The sequence below is a fragment of the Micromonospora coxensis genome (assembly GCF_900090295.1).
GTDB lineage: Bacteria > Actinomycetota > Actinomycetes > Mycobacteriales > Micromonosporaceae > Micromonospora > Micromonospora coxensis.
The window spans coordinates 4,397,210-4,416,154 of sequence record NZ_LT607753.1; the positions used below are offsets into that span (position 1 = coordinate 4,397,210).

Sequence of the window (18,945 nt, forward strand, 5' to 3'; positions counted from 1 at the left end):
GGTACGTTCAGCGGCATGGAACTTCTGCTCGTGGCGGTCCTCGTCGTCCTGCTGGTCGGCGGGTTCGTCTGGTGGCGGCGGGAACGGGCCGCCCGTGAGGCGCGCAGCCTCGCCGACGTCCGGGCCGACGCCCAGCGCTGGTACGAGCGCCTCGGCGGCCAGGTGATGAACCTGCACGGCGACGCCCCGGCCGTACGCCAGGCGCTGGTCGACGCCGCCGAGCGCTACAACGCCGCCGGCAGCCAGCTGGAGCAGGCGGGGACGGTCCACCAGTACCGGCTGGCCCGGGAGACGGCCCTGGAGGGGCTGGCGTACGCGCGGGCGGCCCGGGTGGCGCTGGGCCTGGACCCGGGTCCCGAGCTGCCGCCGCTGGCCGCCGCGCAGGGCACCGGAGAGTTGACCCGGGAACGCCAGGTGCAGGTGCAGGGACAGACCTTCAAGGCGGGGCCGCAGCCGGGCCGGGACACCCCGTACTACTACCCGGGCGGGCGGCTCCAGGGCCGGCCGGTGCCGGCCGGCTGGTACTCCACCCCGTGGTGGAAGACCGCGCTCGGCGCCGGCGCCGGGGTGATCGGCGGCATGCTGATCGCCGACGCGCTCTTCTCCCCGGCCTTCGCCGACCCGGGCTACGGCGACGAGGCCGGCTCCCAGGAGGGCTTCGGCGACGGCGCGGCGGACCAGGGCGACTTCGGCGGGGACCAGGCGGCCGACTTCGGTGGGGCCGCCGGTGACTTCGGCGGCGGCGACTTCGGGGGCGGCGACTTCGGCGGCGGCGACTTCGGAGGCGGCGACTTCTGAGCCGTGGCGGCCGGGGCTGCTGCGGGATGCCGGGCCCGGCCTGCGCCTCGCCGTGCTGGCCGGCCTGTGCCTCGCCGTGCTGCCCGGCCTGTGCCTCGCCGTGCTGCCCGGCCTGTGCCTCGCCGTGCTGCCCGGGCTGTGCCTCGCGGTGCTGCCCGACGACGCCGATCTGACCGCACGACGACGCCGGGTGACACCGTTCGGCGGCGAGCGACGATCGCCACCGCACGACACGACGAAGGCCCCGGTCACGCGGACCGGGGCCTTCGTCGTACCGGTGGATCAGCCGGTGTTGCGCATGCCGGCGGCGATGCCGTTCACCGTGGTGAGCAGCGCCCGCTCCAGGGCCGTGCCGTCGCTCGGGGCGCGCCGGCCCCCCGGCGCGGTCGCCACCGCGCGCCCGGCGGCGCCGGAGTCCCGGTACTGCCGCAGCAGCGCCACCTGGAGGTGGTGCAGCGGCTCCAGGTAGGTGTCGCGCACCGCGAGGGTGCGCTGGAGCACCGGCGAGTTCTCCAGCAGGGCCGGCGCGGCGGTCACCGCCAGCACCTCCTGCTTGGTCAGCTCGTACTCCTGCTCGATCTTGTCGAAGATCGGGTGCAGCTTCTTCGGGACCAGCGTCTCCACGTACCGGCGGGCGATGGTCAGGTCGGTCTTGGTCAGCATCATCTCGACGTTCGACAGGAACGTGCGGAAGAAGTGCCAGTTGCGGTTCATCTCGGCGAGGACGTCCTCCAGCCCGGCCGCCCGGGCCGCCGCCAGCCCGGAGCCCACCCCGAACCAGCCGGGCACGATCTGCCGGGTCTGCGTCCAGCCGAACACCCACGGGATGGCCCGCAGGCCGGAGAGCCCGGCCCCGGTGTTCGGCCGCTTCGCCGGCCGGGAGCCGATGTTCAGCGCGCCGAGCAGCTCCGTCGGGGTCGAGGCCCAGAAGTAGGCCGGCAGGTCCGGGTCCTCGACCAGTCCCCGGTAGGAGCGGAACGCCGACTCGGAGACCACGTCCATCGCCGCGTCCCAGCGCTCCAGCATCTCGGCCGGCTGGCGCGGCGCGGTGTGCAGCAGCGTCGCCTGGAGCACCGCGGCCACCGTCAGCTCCAGGTTCTCCCGGGCCAGGGCGGGCAGCGTGTACTTGTCGGAGATGACCTCGCCCTGCTCGGTCACCTTGATCGCGCCGTCCAGCGTGCCGTACGGCTGGGCCAGGATCGCGTCGTGGGTGGGGCCGCCACCGCGACCCACCGTGCCGCCCCGGCCGTGGAAGAGCCGCAGGTGCACGCCGTGCCGGGCGGCCACGTCCCGCAGCGCGCGCTGCGCCCGGTGGATCGACCACTGGCTGGTGGTGATGCCGGCCTCCTTGTTGGAGTCGGAGTAACCCAGCATCACCTCCTGCACGTCGCCCCGGGCCGCGACCAGCGCCCGGTACGCGGGCAGGGACAGCAGCTCGTCCAGCAGCTCACCGCCGGCGTTCAGCTCGGCCGGGGTCTCCAGCAGCGGCACGATGCCGATCCGGGCCCGGCCACTGTGCACGTCGATCAGGCCGGCCTCGCGGGCCAGCACCACCGCGGCGAGCACGTCGTCCACACCCAGGGTCATCGAGATGATGTACGACTCGATGACCTCGGCGCCGAACCGGTCCTGCGCCTCCCGGATCGTCGCGAACACGTCGAACGTCTTCTGCGCGCTCTCGGTCAGCGGGGTGTCCAGGGTGGAGAGCGGCCGGCGGCCGGTCAGCTCGTCGGCGAGCAGCTTGGTGCGCTCCAGCCGGGTCAGCGACGGGTAGTCCGACACCTCGCCGACGGCCGCGTAGAGCTGGGCGAGCACCTCGTGGTGCTTCTCGGCGTGCTCCCGGACGTCCATCGTCGCCAGGTGCAGGCCGAACGCGGAGACCGTACGGATGGTGGAGGCCAGCCGCCCGACGGCGGTGAGCTGCCCGGAGTTGCGGGCCAGCGACGCGCGCAGCAGCTCCAGGTCGGCGATCAGCTCGGCCGAGCCGCGGTAGTCGCGCCCCGGCACGTGCGCGGTGCCGGTGCGCAGCCGCTCCCGGGTGTTGGCCAGCTTCGCCTTCACGCAGCGGGCCTTGAGCCGGTACGGCTCCTCGGCGTTGACCCGGCGGAACCGGGGGGCCACCTCGGGCAGCGCGTCCAGGTCGGCGGCGAGGCTGGCGGACAGGTCGAGGGAGACCGCGCGCAGCCGACGGGAGACGGACACCTCGTTGATGAGGTGGTCCATCGCCTTCTCGGTGGCCGCGATGCCGTGCTCGTGCTGGATGCGCAGCACCTCACGGGTGACCGTCGGGGTGACGAACGGGTTGCCGTCGCGGTCGCCGCCGATCCAGGTGCCGAAGGTCAGCGGGCGGGACGTCGGCGAGGTCTCCACGCCCAGGGTGCGCAGCGTGTCGGCGAGGTCGTCGAGCACCTGCGGGGCGGCCTCGGCGTACAGGTCGCGCAGGTAGTAGATGGCGTTGCGGGCCTCGTCGGTCGGGTCGGGCCGGTCCAGCCGCAGCTCGTCGGTCTGCCACATCAGGTCCAGCAGTTCGGCCAGCCGCCGGTTGGCGGGCCCCTCGTCGCTGGCCCCGTAGAGGATGGCGTTGCTGGTCTCGGTGTCCAGCTCGTCGGCGATGGCGCGCAGCTTGGACAGGATCGACCGGCGGGCCGCCTCGGTCGGGTGGGCGGTGAACACCGGCCGGACCGCGAGCCGGCGGGCCGCCGCCGCGATCTCCTCGGCCGGCACCCCGCGCTCGGCGATCATCTTGGCCGCCTGGTCCAGCCAACCGCCGTGCATGGCCCGGCGGCGGCGCAGGTCCCGCGCCCGGTGCACCTGCTCGGTGATGTTGGCCAGGTGGAAGTAGGTGGAGAAGGCGCGGGCCAGCTTCGTGCCGGTGGTCACGTCCAGCCCGCCGAGGCGCTGCGCGGCGACCGGGGCGTCGGAGCGGACCTGGGCGCGGATCTCCTCGACCAGGTCGAGCAGGGGGCGGCCCTCCTGCCGGGCCAGGGTCTGGCCGAGCAGGGTGCCGAGGCGGCGGATGTCGGCCCGGAGAGCGGCGTCGGGCCCGTCGTGGTCGTGCTGGTCGGTCACCATGCGCTCCTTACGTGAGTACGAAGGACAGCGCTGTCCGACTCCCTGGATCGTATCGGTGCAGACCCCCCGACAAGGAGGGGGTCCGGGATGTCACCTTCCCCACGGTCACGGCCGGCCGGAGATCTTGACGGGGCGTGCGCCGGCCCGCCGGCCCCGCACCAGCGCGGCGGTGAGCAGCCCGACCACCCCGAGGACGGTCCAGACCAGCAGCCCCGCCAGCGGCCAGCTTCCGGCCCGCAGGTCGAAGTAGACCACGGACTTGAGCAGGTCGGTGGCGAGGCCGGGGACGTTCCACCGGTGCATCCCGCGCAGCACGGTGGGTAGGAACTCCGGCGCGTAGACGCCGCCCGAGCCGGGGTTGCCGAGGACGACCAGCAGCAGGATGACCAGGCCGGTGCCGAGCAGCCCCAGCCAGCCCTGCACGGCGGCGGCGACCATCCCGGCGGTGAGGACGGTGAGCACGCCCACCGCGGCGACCGCCGGCAGGTCGTGGTCCCAGACGCCGAGCACCGGCCCGACCAGCACCGCGCCGATGACGCCGAGCAGCACGGCGTGCACGGCCAGCGAGGCGATCCGCAGCCCGGCGCGGCGCAGGTCGCGCGGGGTGGTGCCGAGCGAGATGCCGAGCGCGGTGGACGCCAGGTAGCCGCCGAGCACCAGGCCGACGGCCAGGTAGAACGGCACCAGCCCGCGCGGGTCGTCGGCGGAGACGGGCACCTGGTCGGTCACCTCGAGCGGGAGCTGCGCCTGCTGCGCGGCCCGGTTCAGCACGTCGACGACGACGCCGGTGGCGGCCGGGGCGGACGCGCTGGCGGTGCTGAGGAGCAGCGTGCCGTCGGGGGTGGAGGTGAGCACGGCGTACACCTCGCGGGCGGTCAGGCCGTCGTCGGCCTCGCCCGGGGTGTCGTACTGGATCGGCTCGATCGTGTCGGTGCGGCCGCGCACCGCCGCCAGCACCGCCTGCGCGCGCTGGTCGCCGAGGACCACCCCGACGGGGACGTCGCGGGGGTCCGGCCGGTGCAGGGCGCCCACGTACGCCGCGATGAAGGCGACGGCCAGTGCCAGGGTGCCGGCCAGCAGCGCCGCCGTGCGGGGCAGCCAGTCGCGGTCCCGCTGCTCCTCGTCCACGTCGTCAGCCTATTGCCGGATCTGCCGGAGATGTGAGTTTTGGTCGCCTGGCTTGCTCCGGTCTGCCGGGCCGGCCCGGTCGCCATCGGTAACCTCCCGGCATGACGCTCCCGAGCTATCCTCCCGGGCCGAAGCCGGGCGACCGGGTCGCGGTCGTCTCCCCGTCCGCCGGCCTGCCGGGCATCTTCCCCCACGTGTACGAGCTGGGGCTGCGCCGGCTGCGCGAGGAGTTCGACCTGGAACCGGTCGAGTACCCGACCACCCGCCAGGTGGGCGCCGACCCGCGTGACCGGGCCCGGGACCTCACCGCCGCCTTCGCCGACCCGACGGTCACCGCCGTGCTCGCCACCGTCGGCGGGGACGACCTGATCACCGTCACCCCGTACCTCGACGACGACGTGCTGCGGGCCAACCCGAAGCCGTACTTCGGGTACTCGGACAACACCAATGTCCTCAACCACCTGTACCGGCTCGGCATCGTGGCGTACCACGGCGGATCGGTGCTGGTGCACCTCGGCCGGCCCGGCCGGCCGCACCCGCTGACCTTCGACTCGCTGCGCGCCGCCCTGTTCACCCCCGGCTGGTACGAGCTGACCCCCGCCACCGAGTGGGGCGACCGGCCGAACCCGTGGACCGAGCCGGAGACGCTGGCCGACGAGCCGGAGATGCTGCCGGGCGAGGGCTGGCGCTGGCAGGGGCCCGCACGGGTGGTGCAGGGGCGGACCTGGGGCGGCTGCCTGGAGATCCTGCACTGGCTGATGGCCGTCGACCGGGTCCCGACGGCCGCGGAACTGGCCGGGTCGGTGCTGGTCGTCGAGACCTCCAACGAGCTGCCCGACGCGCAGGAGGTCTTCCGGATCGTGCGCAACATGGGGGAGCGGGGGCTGCTCGCCGCCTTCCCGGCGGTCGTGGTCGGCCGGCCCAAGGCGTGGGACTTCGACCACCGGCTCTCCGTGCCGGAACGGCTGGCCTGGGGCGAGGCGCAGCGGGCGGCGATCACCCGGGCGCTCGCCCCGTACCGCCCGGACGCGGTGGTGGTCTTCGACGTCGACCTCGGCCACACCGACCCGCAGTTGATCGTCCCGTACGGCGGGGAGATCCGGGTGGACGCCGTCGAGCGGCGCATCTCGGTGCGGTACTGACCGGATCCCGGCCCGGCCGGCCCGGTGTCAGTCCAGCACGGCGAAGGCGCGGACGGGGAAGGTGCCCATGCCGGCCACCCTCGGCGGGGCGGCGGTGAAGCGGAATCCCTCGGGCGGCAGGGCGTCCAGGCCGGTCAGGTGCTCCACGATCGGGATGCCGGCGGCCAGCAGCGTGCTGTGCGCCGGGCGCTCGCCCCGGGCCGCCGGGCCCATGTCGTCGATGTTGATCGAGTCGATGCCGACCAGGGTGGCGCCCGCCTCGGCCAGGGCCCGCGCCCCGTCGCCGGTCAGGTGGGGCGCCTCCGGCGCGCCGTACCGGTCGGTGCCGAAGTGCGCGGACCAGCCGGTGTGCAGCAGCACCGCCCGGCCGGCCACGTCGTACGGCGCCAGCAGCAGCCGGTCCACCGCCCGCGTCCCGGCCGGCACCCGGACCACGACGCCGGGCAGGTCGGCGAGGCGGTCCAGCGGGACGCCGGTGAGGTCCGCGCCGTCGGCGTACCGGTGCGCCGGGGTGTCCAGGTACGTGCCGGTGTTGGCGATCATGTCGATCCGGCCCACCTGGAACTCCGTGCCCGGCGCGTAGTTCGCCCGGGACGCCTCCCGGGTCAGCCACTCGGTGATCCGGGGCGTCGGCCAGCCGGGCAGGGTGGTCGTCCCGTCCGCGATGACGTGGCTCAGCTCGACCAGCCGCCGTCCCCCGGACCCGCTGCCGGCGGCCGGCCCGGCCACGCCCCGGCCGCCCTTGTGCGGCTCCTCGACGATCGTCTTGTTGCTGATCCGCACCTCGCCGACCATCAGCAGCCCGAGGTGCCGGACGAGCAGCGCGGCGAGGTCGTCGTCGCTGATCTCCCGCCCGGCGATGTCGAGCCGGAACCCGTCGGTCCGCAGACCGCCTCCGTTGGCGAACGTGATCTCGGCGTCGAACTGCGCCCGGTACTGCCTCGTCATGGGCCCAGCCGACCACGCCGGCGCGGTCCGGTCAAGATCCTTTCCGGCACGCCCGGGGACGCCGCCGCGCCCGGGGACGCCGCCGCCTCCGGGACGCCGCGCGGAGCACGCGGGAATCCGCGGGACGGCGGACGAAGCCGGGGCCCGGCCGGGATCGTCCCCGACCGGGTCGCGCGTCAGACGATCCGGCAGCGGCCGGCGCTGTAGTGCGTGACCGCCGCCAGGATCTCCGACTCCGGGCGGTCCGCGAAGTTCAGGGTCGCGACCAGTCCGGAGCCGTAGAAGGCGCTCAGCAGGCCGCTGTCCAGCGCGGTGAAGGTGCCGAGATTCTGCAGGGCACGCTGGTCGTAGGGCTTGACGACCAGCATCTTCTCCAGGCTCCAGCGGCGGCGCGAGATCTGGGCGACGGCCTCCCAGGGCAGCCAGACCGCCTGGCCCCGGGTCGGTCGGGTACGGATCCAGAGCCCGGCCGGGCTCAGCGCCAGCACCGGGCCGCCGGAGCCGATCAGCCAGAGCTGGATGCCGATCGGCAGGGCGATCGCGACCAGCACGCAGCCCACGATCGCGAGCAGGCCGACCACGGCGGTGCCGCGGTCCTGCCCGTCGGTGCCGCCCAGCACGCCCAGGCCGAGGACGCAGACGAGCGGGACCAGCAGTACCGCCACGACCCCGCCCATGACCAGGCCACGCTTGGCGACGTTGGGCCGGACGACGAACGGCTGGTCCTCCGGGATGCGCCTGGTCACCGGCGCGGGCGGGGGCGGTGGCGGGTATCCCGGCGGCGGGCCGTACGGAGGCTGCGGCGCACCGTACGGAGGCTGCGGTGGCGGGCCGTACGGAGGCTGCGAGGGTTGGCCGGACGGCGGCCAGGGTGGCGGGGTGGTCACCGGGGGCGCTCCCACTGCTGCGCGGACGGGAGGGCCAGCCTACGGGTCGGCGGCCAGGACGGGTGCCCCGGATCCGCCGGCGGGGAGCCCCGGGCCCACCACGGCGGGCGGCGGGAGCCCGGAATGTCCGGGCAGCGGGATAGTCTCGACAGGTGCACCCCCCGTCCGACTGGACGCGGGGCCGTCGTCGTGTGTCGACCTCCTGGAAGTGATCACCCATGCTCGCCGGACTCTTCTCCGCCGCCCTGGCCGACCCCGGGCTGGCCCGGGCGCGTGACCTGGCGCGCTCCGGCGCCGCTCAGGTCGACGGCCTCGACCTCACCGCCCCGGCCGCCCTGCGCCCGTTCGCCGTCGCCGCCGTCGCGGCCGACGAGCCGGCCGGCGGGGCCGCGCGTCCCGTGCTCGCCGTGACCGCCACCACCCGAGAGGCCGACGACCTGGCCTCCGCGCTGGGCAGCCTGCTCCCGCCGGACCAGGTGGCGGTCTTCCCCTCCTGGGAGACGCTGCCGCACGAGCGGCTGTCGCCGCGCTCCGACACGGTGGGCCGGCGACTCGCCGTGCTGCGCCGGCTGGCGCACCCGGAGTCGGCCGACGCGCACGGCCGCACCGGGCCGCTGCGGGTCGTCGTCGCGCCGGTCCGCTCGCTGCTGCAACCGCAGCTCAAGGGGCTCGGGGACCTGGATCCGGTCCGTCTGGCCGCCGGCGACGAGGCGGACCTGGAGGAGGTGGCCCGCCGGCTCACCGACATGGCGTACGCCCGGGTCGACCTGGTGACCAAGCGTGGCGAGTTCGCCGTGCGCGGCGGCATCCTGGACGTCTTCCCGCCCACCGACGAGCACCCGTCCCGGGTCGAGTTCTGGGGCGACGAGGTGGAGGAGATCCGCACCTTCGCCGTCGCCGACCAGCGGACCATCGAGGGCGTGCCGCTGCTGTGGGCCCCACCGTGCCGGGAGCTGCTGCTCACCCCCGGCGTACGCAAGCGGGCCGCCGTGCTCGCCGAGGAACACCCGGAGCTGGCCGAGATCCTGGACCGGCTCGCCGAGGGCATCCCGGTCGAGGGCATGGAGTCGCTGGCCCCGGTGCTGATCGGCGCCGACTCGATGGAGCTGCTGCTGGACTGCATGCCGACCGGCACCCACGTCCTGCTCTGCGACCCGGAGCGGATCCGCACCCGGGCGCACGACCTGGTGCGTACCTCCGACGAGTTCCTCCAGGCGAGCTGGGCCGCGGCGGCCGTCGGCGGGCAGGCCCCGGTCGACGTCGGCGCCGCCGCCTTCCGCACCCTGGCCGACGTGCGGGCACACGCCCGCGCGCTGCGCCAGCCCTGGTGGACGCTCGCCCCGTTCGGCCTCGTCGAGGCCGACGCCGCCGCCCCGGCCCGGCAGCCGTGGGAGGACGCGCCGACCGAGGTCGACGTCACCCCCGACGACGCGATCGCGGTGACCCTGGCCGCCCAGCCCGCCCCGCTCTACCACGGCGAGACCACCCGGGTGGTGGACGACCTCACCCGCTGGGCCGGCGAGGGCTGGTCGATCGCGCTGGTCTTCGAGGGGCACGGCCCCGCCCAGCGGGCCGTCGAGGTGCTGCGCGACGCCGGTCTCGGCGCCCGGCTGGTCGAGGAGGTGCCGGCCGCGCCCGCCCCCGGCGAGGTGCTGGTCTCCTGCGGCTGCCTGACCGCCGGCTTCGTCGACGAGGCGTCGAAGTTCGTGCTGCTCACCGGCAACGACGTCACCGGCGGTCGGGGCACCTCGACCCGGGACATGCGCAAGATGCCGAGCCGGCGGCGCAACACCATCGACCCGCTGGAGCTGAAGGCCGGCGACCACGTCGTGCACGAGCAGCACGGCATCGGCCGCTACGTCGAGCTGGTGCAGCGCACCGTCAACGGCGCGTCCCGGGAGTACCTGGTCATCGAGTACGCCCCGAGCAAGCGCGGCCAGCCCGGCGACCGGCTCTTCGTCCCCACCGACCAGCTCGACCAGCTCTCCCGGTACGTCGGCGGCGAGCAGCCCACCCTGCACAAGATGGGTGGCTCGGACTGGCAGAAGTCCAAGGCCCGGGCCCGCAAGGCGGTCAAGGAGATCGCCGCGCAGCTGATCCAGCTCTACGCGGCCCGCAAGGCGTCCAAGGGGCACTCCTTCGGCCCGGACACCCCGTGGCAGCGGGAGCTGGAGGACGCCTTCCCGTGGCAGGAGACGCCGGACCAGCTCGCCGCGATCGAAGAGGTCAAGCGGGACATGGAGCAGACCGTCCCGATGGACCGGCTGATCTGCGGCGACGTCGGCTACGGCAAGACCGAGATCGCGGTGCGCGCGGCGTTCAAGGCGGTGCAGGACGGCAAGCAGGTGGCGGTGCTGGTGCCCACCACGCTGCTGGTGCAGCAGCACTACAACACCTTCGCCGAGCGGATGAGCCAGTTCCCGGTGACCATCCGGCAGCTCTCCCGCTTCCAGACCCCGAAGGAGTCCGAGCGGACCCTGGAGATGGTCGCCGACGGCACCGTCGACATCGTGATCGGCACCCACCGGCTGCTCCAGTCGGCCACCCGGTTCAAGTCGCTGGGCCTGGTCATCGTCGACGAGGAGCAGCGCTTCGGCGTCGAGCACAAGGAGCACCTGAAGTCCATGCGGGCCTCGGTCGACGTGCTGAGCATGTCGGCCACCCCGATCCCGCGGACGCTGGAGATGGCGATCACCGGCATCCGGGAGATGTCGACCATCGCCACCCCGCCGGAGGAGCGGCACCCGGTGCTGACCTTCGTCGGGGCGTACGACGACCGGCAGGTGGCCGCCTCCATCCACCGTGAGCTGCTCCGCGACGGGCAGGTCTTCTACCTGCACAACCGGGTCGAGTCGATCGAGCGGGCGGCGCGGCGGATCCGTGAGCTGGTGCCCGAGGCCCGGGTCGCGGTGGCGCACGGCCAGATGGGCGAGGAGGCCCTGGAGAAGGTGATGGTCGGCTTCTGGGAGAAGGAGTTCGACGTCCTGGTCTGCACCACCATCGTCGAGTCCGGCATCGACATCCCGAACGCCAACACCCTGATCGTGGAGCGGGCCGACCTGCTCGGCCTGGCCCAGCTGCACCAGATCCGCGGCCGGGTCGGCCGGGGCCGGGAGCGGGCGTACGCGTACTTCCTCTACCCGCCGGAGAAGCCGCTCACCGAGCACGCCCACGAGCGGCTGGCCACCATCGCGCAGCACACCGAGCTGGGCGCCGGCATGTACGTGGCGATGAAGGACCTGGAGATCCGGGGCGCCGGCAACCTGCTCGGCGGTGAGCAGTCCGGCCACATCGAGGGCGTCGGTTTCGACCTGTACGTCCGCATGGTCGGCGAGGCGGTCTCCGCGTTCAAGGGCGAGCGCCCCGAGGAGGAGACCGAGGTCAAGGTGGATCTCCCGGTCGACGCGCACCTGCCGCACGACTACGTCGGCGTGGAGCGGTTGCGCCTGGAGATGTACCGCAAGCTCGCCGAGGCGCGCGACGAGGAGCGGCTGCGCGAGGTGGTCGCCGAGATGACCGACCGGTACGGCGAGCCGCCCGCCCCGGTGCAGAACCTGGTCGCGGTGGCCCGGTTCCGCCTGCTGGCCCGCCGGTACGGCCTCACCGACGTGAGCATGCAGGGCAAGCACATCCGGTTCGGGCCGCTGCCGCTGCCCGACTCGAAGCAGCTGCGGCTCAAGCGCTACCACCCGGACTCGGTCTACAAGTCCGCGCTCGACCAGGTCAGCGTGCCCCGGCCGAGCACCCGCCGGTTGGGCGGCGAGCCGCTGCGCGACCAGGCCCTGCTGGAGTGGTGCGCCCAGCTCCTCTCCGACGTGCTGGGCGAGCCGGCCGCGCTCGCCGGGGCGAAGGCGTGACCGGGTGGCTGCGCCCGCGGCGACCCGGCCGGCGGGCGGCCGACCCGTGGTGGGCGGCGTCACAGCGGGTCGGAGGGCATGAGAGAGTGACCGTCATGCGTGCACGCCGTCTCATCGCCGCCGCCAGCGTCGCGGCTCTCGGTGTCCTCTCCCTGACCGCCTGCGGCCGGACGTCGCCGGACGTGGCCGCGTACGTCGGGGACCGCACCTACTCGGTCGACCGGGTGGACGCGGTCTACGACGACGCCCAGGCGCGGTTCGCGGAGGCGGTGCGTCAGAGCGCGACCCAGGCGGGCATCACCCCCACCGCCGAGCAGCTGCGGTCGCCGGTGACCCGGCAGGACGTGCTGAACCTGCTGGTCAGCATCGAGCTGGGCAAGCGGATCGCGGCCGACCAGGGCGTGTCGGTGCCGGACCAGGTCACCCCGGACCAGCTCGCCCAGCAGCTCCAGATGCCGCCGCAGGCCGAGTACGCCAAGCTCTGGGGCGAGTGGGCCGACATCTCGATCGCGCTCACCCAGAAGCTGCCCCCGGCCGAGCTGAGCGACGAGTCGGTGATGGCCGTCTACCAGGCGATCGCCAAGGCCGGCGGGATCCAGACCGGCCTCTCCGTGGCCCAGGTGCGCCAGCTCTTCGGCGAGGGCGGGTTCGTCCGGACCGCCTCGGCGCTCAGCGCGGCGATGGAGAAGGAGGCCGACGAGGTGAACCTCTCGGTCAACCCGCGCTACCGCCCGCTGGGCGTGCCGTCCTGGGTGAACAAGGGCCAGGAACTGGTCTTCTACGCCCTGCCGTACGTGGAGTCCGGCAGCCCGGTCACCGACATCTCGACGCCCGAGCCGGTCAGCACCCCGGCCGAGCAGAACGCGCCGGTGGCACCCTGAGCACGTCCCGCATCGTCCTGCTGGTCACCTCGCCCCGGCTGCCGGCCGGCCTGCTGACCGCCGCCGCCTGGGACGTCCTACGCTCCGCGCCGGTGCTGGCCGGCGCGGAGAGCCCGGTGACGGCGGCCGTGCGGGCGGCGGGCGCCGAGGTGACGGTGGTCGATTCCGGGGCGACGCAGGCGCTGCTCGACGCGGTGGCGACGCACGGCACCGTGGTCTGGCTGGCCGGCCCGGCGGGCGACGAGTCGATCGCCCGGGAGCTGGGCCTGCGGCTGGCCCGGGAGCCCGGGCTGGCCGAGTTGGAGCTGATGTACGGCTCGTGGGACCCGCCCGGCGCCCGGCTGCTCGACGCGGTCGAGGTGATGGACCGGCTGGCGTCCCCGGGCGGTGACCCGTGGAAGCGGGCGCAGACCCACCGCAGCCTGGCCGGGTTCCTGCTGGAGGAGTGCTACGAGGCGTACGACGCGATCAGCGCCGACGACACCGACGCGCTGCGCGAGGAGTTGGGCGACGTGCTGCTCCAGGTGCTGCTGCACGCCCGGCTGGCGGAGAACCTGCCCGAGGGCGAGCGGTGGAGCGTCGACGACGTGGCCGGCGGCCTGGTGGACAAGATGGTCCGCCGCAACCCGCACGTCTTCGCCGGGGACGAGGCCGGCACGCTGGAGGAGATCGAGGCGAGCTGGGAGCGGATCAAGCGGGCCGAGAAGGCCCGCGAGTCGGTGCTGGACGGGATCGCGCTGAGCCAGCCCGCGCTCGCCCTGGCCGCCAAGATCCTGGACCGGGCCGGCCGGATCGGGCTGGCCGTCCCGCCGCCGCTGGCCGACGGCCAGGTCGACCCGGAGGCGCGCCTCGGCGCCGGCCTGCTCACCACCGTCGCCGCCGCCCGGGAGGCCGGCATCGACCCGGAGGCGGCGCTGCGCCGCGCCACCCTGGCCTACGCGGACGCGGTCCGCGCCGCCGAACGCGCCACTCGCCCCTGACCTCGGGCGTCCCCACACCGCGTCCCTCAGTGGCGTGTCGCCTCGAACCTGCCGGCCCACCCGGCCGGAGCCGGGTGGGCCGGGACGCCCCCGCACGGTTTCGGCGAGCGGCGGGCACGATCCCCCGCCGCTCGCCCGGTCATTCGCTGCGTGCCGTCTCCGGACCGGTGATGCGTTCCAGCAACGGCAGGGTGGAGGCGATGATGCCGAGGCAGGCGGCCAGCCCGACGATCACGATCGCGGCGAACCCCACGCCTGGCGGCGTGAGCGTGTAGTCCATCTGCGCCTCGAGGAACAACTGGGCGGCGAGGAAGCCCATGCCGATCGCGACCACGGCGACGGCGAGCATCGGTACGGCGGCCTCCAGGAGAACCACCCGACGCAGGATCCGCACCGGCGCGCCACTGAGGCGGAGCAGACTGAACGGGCGTCTGCGTTCGCTGAGGCCGCCGACCACGCTGACCGCCAGGCTGCAGCCGGCGAGGGCGAGGCTGGCGACGATGACGACGTGGGCCATCTGCTGCCAGCCGCGCATCTGGTTGGCGAAGTCGGCCTCGAAGTCGCCGGGCACGTGGGGGGCCACCCAGAATTCCGTCGGGTAGGCGAGTTCGAGGACGGTGCGCGAGCGTTCCAGCGCGGCGGTCGAGGCGTCGGTGCCGACGACGATCGACAGCACCGGCGACCGCTGGAGTTCGTCGACCGTGACCGATGCGGCGGGCCAGACCCTGGTGGACGAGGCCGATCGCCCGAAGGGTGTGAGGCTCATCGGCACCTCGGCGACGGTGGCGTCGTCGGCGCACCGGCCGTACGCCGCCGGGAGATCGCGGCACGCGACCACCCCTGCGTCGCGGTCGTTGCCGCGGACCGGGTTCTCGCGGACCACCGTCGTGCTGCGTACGCCAGGGATCGCGCCCAGGTCGGTCAGGACGGTGTCGGGCACCGACGGCGGGTTCTCGGTGAAGACGGTGGACATCGTGCCGGCGTCGGTCGATCCGACCGGCGCCGGACCGCGGTTGGCGACGATCGTCGTGATCACGCCGACGGCCACACTCGTGACGAAGAGGGCGAGCATGATGCCGCTGATCGCCCGGAAGCCGGCCTTCGGGTTGTCGGCGAGGCGCCGTGCGGCGATGAGCGTGGCGGGTCGGCTGGCGCGCCGCGCCATGGCCCCGGCGCCCCTCATGGTCAGCCAGGGGCCGGCGAGGATCAGACCGGCCATGATCAGCAGCAGCCCGGGCAGGAAGACGGCGATCTGGCCGTCCGACGTCGGGGGCCGGTGGACGAGGGCGAATGCCAGCACGGCGACGCCGAGCACGAGCGGGATCAGCCGGTACGCGCGCGGAGGCCGGGGGGTGACCCGCCGGGTGACGCCGAGCGGGGAGATCCGGACGCGCCGTAGCGAGACCCGTGCCGCCAGCACCGCGCCGGCCGGAACGCCGAGCGCGACCACCAGGATGTCCAGCACTCCCAGCGACATGTCGTCGGTGAAGAACGGCATGCCGGTGAACGGAATCGCGGCGAGGTGGCCGCGGAGCGCGAAGAACAGCACGAAGCCGAGGGCGGTGCCGACGACGGCGGCAGCGGCCGCCTCGACCGCCGCGATGACCGAGATCTGTCTCGGTGTCGCCCCGACCAGCCGCATCGCGGCGAACCGCTGCTCCCGGCGGGCGGCGTTGAGCCGGGTGGCGGTGCCGATGAAGATCAGCACCGGAAACAGCAGCCCACCGGCCACCACGCCCATGATGAGGTTCACCATCGTCTCGGGGAGCGGGGGAGTGTCCGCGCCGATGCTGGTGAGCTGTCTGGCTCTCGGCAGCTCGGCGACCTCGTCGGGGGTGCCGCCGACGATGATGAGCAGGGCGTCCGGCGAGGTGAGCGCCGCCGGACCGATCGTGCCGAGGTCGTGCGGGGGGTAGCGGTCGCCGAGTTGGTCGGCGGGATTGGCGGCCAGCAGGCGCCGCATCGCGGGCGAGGCGTAGTACTCGCCCGGCCCCGGCGTCTTCGGAATGCCGACGGGGGTGGGCGCGTCCGGCCCGGTCGCGGCGACGTCGATGCGGACGATCTGCTCGCCGCGGAAGTAGTCGTCCCGCGTCGACCACCACAGTGGATCCGCGGTGCCGGTGGACGCGGCGGGGTGCAGCGCGGCGTACCGGGTGAGCTGCGCGTCGACGGCGTTGATGCCGGCGAGGGTGGCCAGCAGCAGCCCGGCGCCCACGGCGACCGCGGCGGCGATGGCTACGAGTCGGGTGAGCGCCTCCCGGCCGCCGGCCACCGCGAGGCGTAGCCCGAGGCCGATCATGAGGCGATCCGGTCCGGCGCGTTCACGCGCCCGTCGCGGACGATGACCTCGCGGTCGGCGTACGCGGCGACCCGTGGTTCGTGGGTCACCAGGACGACTGTGGTGCCCTGCTCGCGGGCGGCGGCGACCAGCAGGTCCATGACCTGCTCGCCGGTGAGCGAGTCGAGCGCTCCGGTCGGCTCGTCGGCGAAGAGGACCTGTGGCTCGGCGACCAGGCCGCGGGCGATGGCGACGCGCTGCGCCTGGCCACCGGACAGTTCCCCCGACCGGCGCTGCTGCATGCCGTCCATGCCGAGCCGGTCGAACCAGCCGTGCGCCTTGCGCAGCGCCTCCGTCCGGCGGACCCCGCTGAACAGCAACGGCAGGGCGACGTTCTCCACTGCGGTGAGCTCCGGGACGAGCTGACCGAACTGGAACACGAAGCCGAAGCGGTCGCGGCGCAGCCCGCTGCGCTCGGCCTCGGTCATGGAGTCGATCCGGGCCCCGTCGAACAGGATCTCTCCGGAGTCGGGAACGAGGATGCCGGCCAGGCAGTGCAGCAGCGTCGACTTGCCCGAGCCGCTGGGGCCCATGACGGCGAGGATCTCGCCCGAGTCCACGGCGATGCTGGCTCCGCGCAGCGCGGGAGTCGTGCCGAACGAGAACTCCACGTTGCGCGCCTCGATCGCGACGGTCATGGCTTCACCTCCCGCTTGAGGGCGTCCAGCCGGGCGCCGGTCATCTCGATCCACCGCAGGTCGGCCTCCAGGTGGTACAGGCCGTGATCGGCCAGCAGCGCGTCGACGAGACTGCCGGTGCGCTTGATCTCGGTGAGCTCGCGCATCCGTTGCAGGTGCGCGTGGCGCTGGGTGTCGAGGTACTCGTCGGCGGGGCGGTCCAGCATCAGCGCGAGCACGACCTTGGCGAACAGCACCGTCTGCAGGTGCGGCGCCGGCTCGACCGGTTGGGTGAGCCACTGCTCGACCTCGGTCGCACCCAGGTCGGTGATGACGTAGCGCTTGCGGTCGGGCCCGTCGCCCGGGCCCACCTCGCTGATCACCACCTTGCCGTCGCGGGCCAGCCGGCTGAGTGTCGAGTAGACCTGGCCGAACGGCAACGGCTTGCCACGGCCGAAGTACGCGTCGTATTCGCGTTTCAGGTCGTAGCCGTGGCTGGGTTCGCGTTCGAGGAGGCCGAGGAGGGTGACGGGAACGTTCATGACGGCAGAATACACCGAGGGTATACACCGCGTATATACCGGCGTTCGTCCATGGTCGTCTCCCGCACGGGCGTCGGTAAGGTCGGGGGATGGAGTCCTTCGTGCCCCTCGCCGAGCGGATCGTCGACGCCCTGCTGGAGAGCCGCCCCGGCCTCGCCACGTCGGCCGGCGACCACCGGTACGACGACCGCCTGCCCGACCTCTCCACCGAGGCGGTCGCCGCGGACCGGGCGATGCTGAGGGAGGCCGCCGACGCCCTCGCCGAGCTGGACGCCGACTCGCTCGACGTCGACGAGCAGGTCGACCACGCGCTGCTCGGCTCGTTCGTGGACCGGGCGCTCTTCGAGAGCGACGAGATCCGGGGGCACGAGTGGGACCCGCTGCGGCACAACCCCGGCCCGCTGCTGCACGCCCTGTTCGCCCGGCCGTACGCCCCGGTGGAGGAGCGGCTGGCCCACCTCGCCGGCCGGCTGGCGGCCGTACCGGATGCCCTGGCGACCGCGCGCGCGACGCTGCGGGACATGCCGCGCATCCATGCCGAGACGGCGGTCGGGCAGTTCACCGGCACGGCGGCGCTGATCCGCGACGAGCTGCCGGGGCTGCTCGCCCAGGCGCCCGCCCGCTACGACCGGGTGGAACCGGCGGCCACCGCGGCGATCGCCGCGCTGGAGGAGTTCGTGGCCTGGCTGCGGGCCGGTCTCGCCGCCGACTCCGGGCCGGGGCGTGACCCCCGGCTGGGGCGACGCCGCTGGGAGGCACGGCTCTGGCACACCCTCGACACCGAGCTGGGCGCGGCGGAGATCCAGCGCCGGGCCTGGGCCAACCTGGAGCGGGTCACCGAGGAGATCCGGGCGGCGGCGGTCGAGCTGGTCGGTGGTCCCGGCGACGACGAGACGGTACGCCGGGCGCTGGACCTGCTCGCCGCCGAGCACCCGGACGACCACTCCATCGTGGACCTCGCCTCGGTCAGCCTGGACGAGGCGACCGACTTCGTCCGCGCCCACGACCTGGTCAGCCTGGTCGACGACCCGTGCGTGATCCAGGAGATGCCGGAGTTCGCCCGGGGCGTCGCGGTCGCCTACTGCGACTCGCCCGGCCCGCTGGAGACGGCGAACCTGCCCACCTTCTACTGCATCGCCCCCACCCCGGCCGAGTGGCCCGCGCACCGGGTCGAGTCGTTCTACCGCGAGTACAACGACCACATGATCCGCAACCTGACGGTGCACGAGGCGATGCCGGGGCACTTCCTCCAGCTCGCCCACGCCCGCCGGTACGCCGGCCCGACCCGGGTCCGGCCGCTGACCGAGTCCGGGGTGTTCATCGAGGGCTGGGCCGTGTACGCCGAGGAGCTGATGGTCGGCCTCGGCTTCGGCGGCCTGCCGGTGAAGTTGCAGCAGCTCAAGATGCAGCTGCGGATGACCATCAACGCGCTGCTCGACCAGCTCGTGCACGGCGAGGACCTGCCCGAGGCGGACGCGATGGCGCTGATGACCGGGCGGGGGTTCCAGGAGGAGGGCGAGGCGGCCGGCAAGTGGCGGCGGGCGCTGCTCACCTCCACCCAGCTCTCCACGTACTTCGTGGGGTGGAGCGAGATGGCCGACATCGCCCGGTCCCGGCCGGACGGGGTGCCGGTGCGCGACTGGCACGACGCGATGCTGGCGCACGACTGCCCGCCGCCGCGTCACCTGCGGACCCTGCTCGGGATCTGACCCCGCCGGCCGGCACCGCGCCGCGACCCGGCGACCGAGGTCCGCC

The 18,945-nt window shown here is 74.0% G+C and carries 13 protein-coding genes; 6 read left to right on the forward strand and 7 right to left on the reverse strand.

Features of this window, described 5'->3' with window-relative positions; all coding sequences use genetic code 11:
- Positions 1-15: 15 nt before the first annotated feature.
- Positions 16-798 (forward strand): hypothetical protein, encoded by a 783-nt coding sequence (locus GA0070614_RS20190; protein WP_088979541.1) that lies wholly within the window; start codon positions 16-18, stop codon positions 796-798.
- A 282-nt stretch (positions 799-1,080) separates the two neighbouring features.
- Here GA0070614_RS20190 and ppc read toward each other — a convergent pair whose 3' ends face one another.
- Both ppc and GA0070614_RS20200 read right to left on the reverse strand, forming a co-directional pair.
- Positions 1,081-3,867, reverse strand: a complete 2,787-nt coding sequence (gene ppc, locus GA0070614_RS20195) for a phosphoenolpyruvate carboxylase (protein WP_088979542.1) — start codon at positions 3,865-3,867, stop codon at positions 1,081-1,083.
- Between the two features lie 108 nt (positions 3,868-3,975).
- The gene (locus GA0070614_RS20200) at positions 3,976-4,998 is read right to left on the reverse strand and encodes a hypothetical protein (protein WP_088977433.1); all 1,023 of its coding nucleotides are present in this window, start codon (positions 4,996-4,998) and stop codon (positions 3,976-3,978) included.
- Between the two features lie 101 nt (positions 4,999-5,099).
- Between GA0070614_RS20200 and GA0070614_RS20205 the strand changes: the two genes are divergently transcribed.
- Entirely contained in the window at positions 5,100-6,140 is a 1,041-nt protein-coding gene (locus GA0070614_RS20205) for a S66 family peptidase (RefSeq protein WP_088977434.1), read from the forward strand.
- A 27-nt stretch (positions 6,141-6,167) separates the two neighbouring features.
- On the opposite strand, the gene GA0070614_RS20210 is transcribed toward GA0070614_RS20205, so the two are convergent.
- Both GA0070614_RS20210 and GA0070614_RS20215 read right to left on the reverse strand, forming a co-directional pair.
- Positions 6,168-7,088, reverse strand: a complete 921-nt coding sequence (locus tag GA0070614_RS20210) for a cyclase family protein (protein ID WP_088977435.1) — start codon at positions 7,086-7,088, stop codon at positions 6,168-6,170.
- 176 nt (positions 7,089-7,264) lie between these two features.
- Positions 7,265-7,834: a hypothetical protein gene (locus GA0070614_RS20215; RefSeq protein ID WP_172892468.1), complete on the reverse strand. Its 570-nt coding sequence runs from the start codon at positions 7,832-7,834 to the stop codon at positions 7,265-7,267.
- A 359-nt stretch (positions 7,835-8,193) separates the two neighbouring features.
- On the opposite strand from GA0070614_RS20215, the gene mfd reads away from it, so the two are divergent.
- From mfd to GA0070614_RS20230, 3 genes are all read left to right on the forward strand, one after another.
- Entirely contained in the window at positions 8,194-11,832 is a 3,639-nt protein-coding gene (gene mfd, locus GA0070614_RS20220; RefSeq protein ID WP_088977437.1) for a transcription-repair coupling factor, read from the forward strand.
- Positions 11,833-11,927: 95 nt separating this feature from the next.
- The gene (locus tag GA0070614_RS20225) at positions 11,928-12,713 is read left to right on the forward strand and encodes a SurA N-terminal domain-containing protein (protein WP_088979543.1); all 786 of its coding nucleotides are present in this window, start codon (positions 11,928-11,930) and stop codon (positions 12,711-12,713) included.
- Positions 12,710-13,693: a nucleoside triphosphate pyrophosphohydrolase gene (locus tag GA0070614_RS20230; RefSeq protein ID WP_088979544.1), complete on the forward strand. Its 984-nt coding sequence runs from the start codon at positions 12,710-12,712 to the stop codon at positions 13,691-13,693. The genes GA0070614_RS20225 and GA0070614_RS20230 overlap by 4 nt, the downstream gene beginning before the upstream one ends.
- Positions 13,694-13,832: 139 nt before the next feature.
- Here the strand turns inward: GA0070614_RS20230 and GA0070614_RS20235 are convergent, their stop codons facing one another.
- The 3 genes from GA0070614_RS20235 to GA0070614_RS20245 are packed head-to-tail and all read right to left on the reverse strand — an operon-like array spanning position 13,833 to position 17,190.
- The gene (locus GA0070614_RS20235) at positions 13,833-15,992 is read right to left on the reverse strand and encodes an FtsX-like permease family protein (RefSeq protein ID WP_088977438.1); all 2,160 of its coding nucleotides are present in this window, start codon (positions 15,990-15,992) and stop codon (positions 13,833-13,835) included.
- On the reverse strand, positions 15,989-16,669 hold the full coding sequence (locus GA0070614_RS20240; protein WP_088977439.1) for an ABC transporter ATP-binding protein: 681 nt from the start codon (positions 16,667-16,669) through the stop codon (positions 15,989-15,991). The genes GA0070614_RS20235 and GA0070614_RS20240 overlap by 4 nt, the downstream gene beginning before the upstream one ends.
- Positions 16,666-17,190, reverse strand: coding sequence for a PadR family transcriptional regulator (locus tag GA0070614_RS20245; protein WP_088977440.1), 525 nt, complete (start codon positions 17,188-17,190; stop codon positions 16,666-16,668). Before GA0070614_RS20245 ends, GA0070614_RS20240 begins: the two co-directional genes overlap by 4 nt.
- 89 nt (positions 17,191-17,279) lie before the next feature.
- Between GA0070614_RS20245 and GA0070614_RS20250 the strand changes: the two genes are divergently transcribed.
- Positions 17,280-18,899 (forward strand): DUF885 domain-containing protein, encoded by a 1,620-nt coding sequence (locus tag GA0070614_RS20250; protein WP_088977441.1) that lies wholly within the window; start codon positions 17,280-17,282, stop codon positions 18,897-18,899.
- The last annotated feature ends 46 nt before the right edge of the window (positions 18,900-18,945 follow it).

Excerpts from the sequence above, each read along its gene's own strand:
- GA0070614_RS20250 (WP_088977441.1), top strand. The coding sequence starts at position 17,280 with ATGGAGTCCTTCGTGCCCCTCGCCGAGCGGATCGTCGACGCCCTGCTG.
- GA0070614_RS20225 (WP_088979543.1), top strand. The coding sequence starts at position 11,928 with ATGCGTGCACGCCGTCTCATCGCCGCCGCCAGCGTCGCGGCTCTCGGT.
- GA0070614_RS20190 (WP_088979541.1), top strand. The coding sequence starts at position 16 with ATGGAACTTCTGCTCGTGGCGGTCCTCGTCGTCCTGCTGGTCGGCGGG.
- GA0070614_RS20245 (WP_088977440.1), bottom strand. The coding sequence starts at position 17,190 with ATGAACGTTCCCGTCACCCTCCTCGGCCTCCTCGAACGCGAACCCAGC.
- GA0070614_RS20235 (WP_088977438.1), bottom strand. The coding sequence starts at position 15,992 with ATGATCGGCCTCGGGCTACGCCTCGCGGTGGCCGGCGGCCGGGAGGCG.
- GA0070614_RS20240 (WP_088977439.1), bottom strand. The coding sequence starts at position 16,669 with ATGACCGTCGCGATCGAGGCGCGCAACGTGGAGTTCTCGTTCGGCACG.
- mfd (WP_088977437.1), top strand. The coding sequence starts at position 8,194 with ATGCTCGCCGGACTCTTCTCCGCCGCCCTGGCCGACCCCGGGCTGGCC.
- GA0070614_RS20210 (WP_088977435.1), bottom strand. The coding sequence starts at position 7,088 with ATGACGAGGCAGTACCGGGCGCAGTTCGACGCCGAGATCACGTTCGCC.
- GA0070614_RS20205 (WP_088977434.1), top strand. The coding sequence starts at position 5,100 with ATGACGCTCCCGAGCTATCCTCCCGGGCCGAAGCCGGGCGACCGGGTC.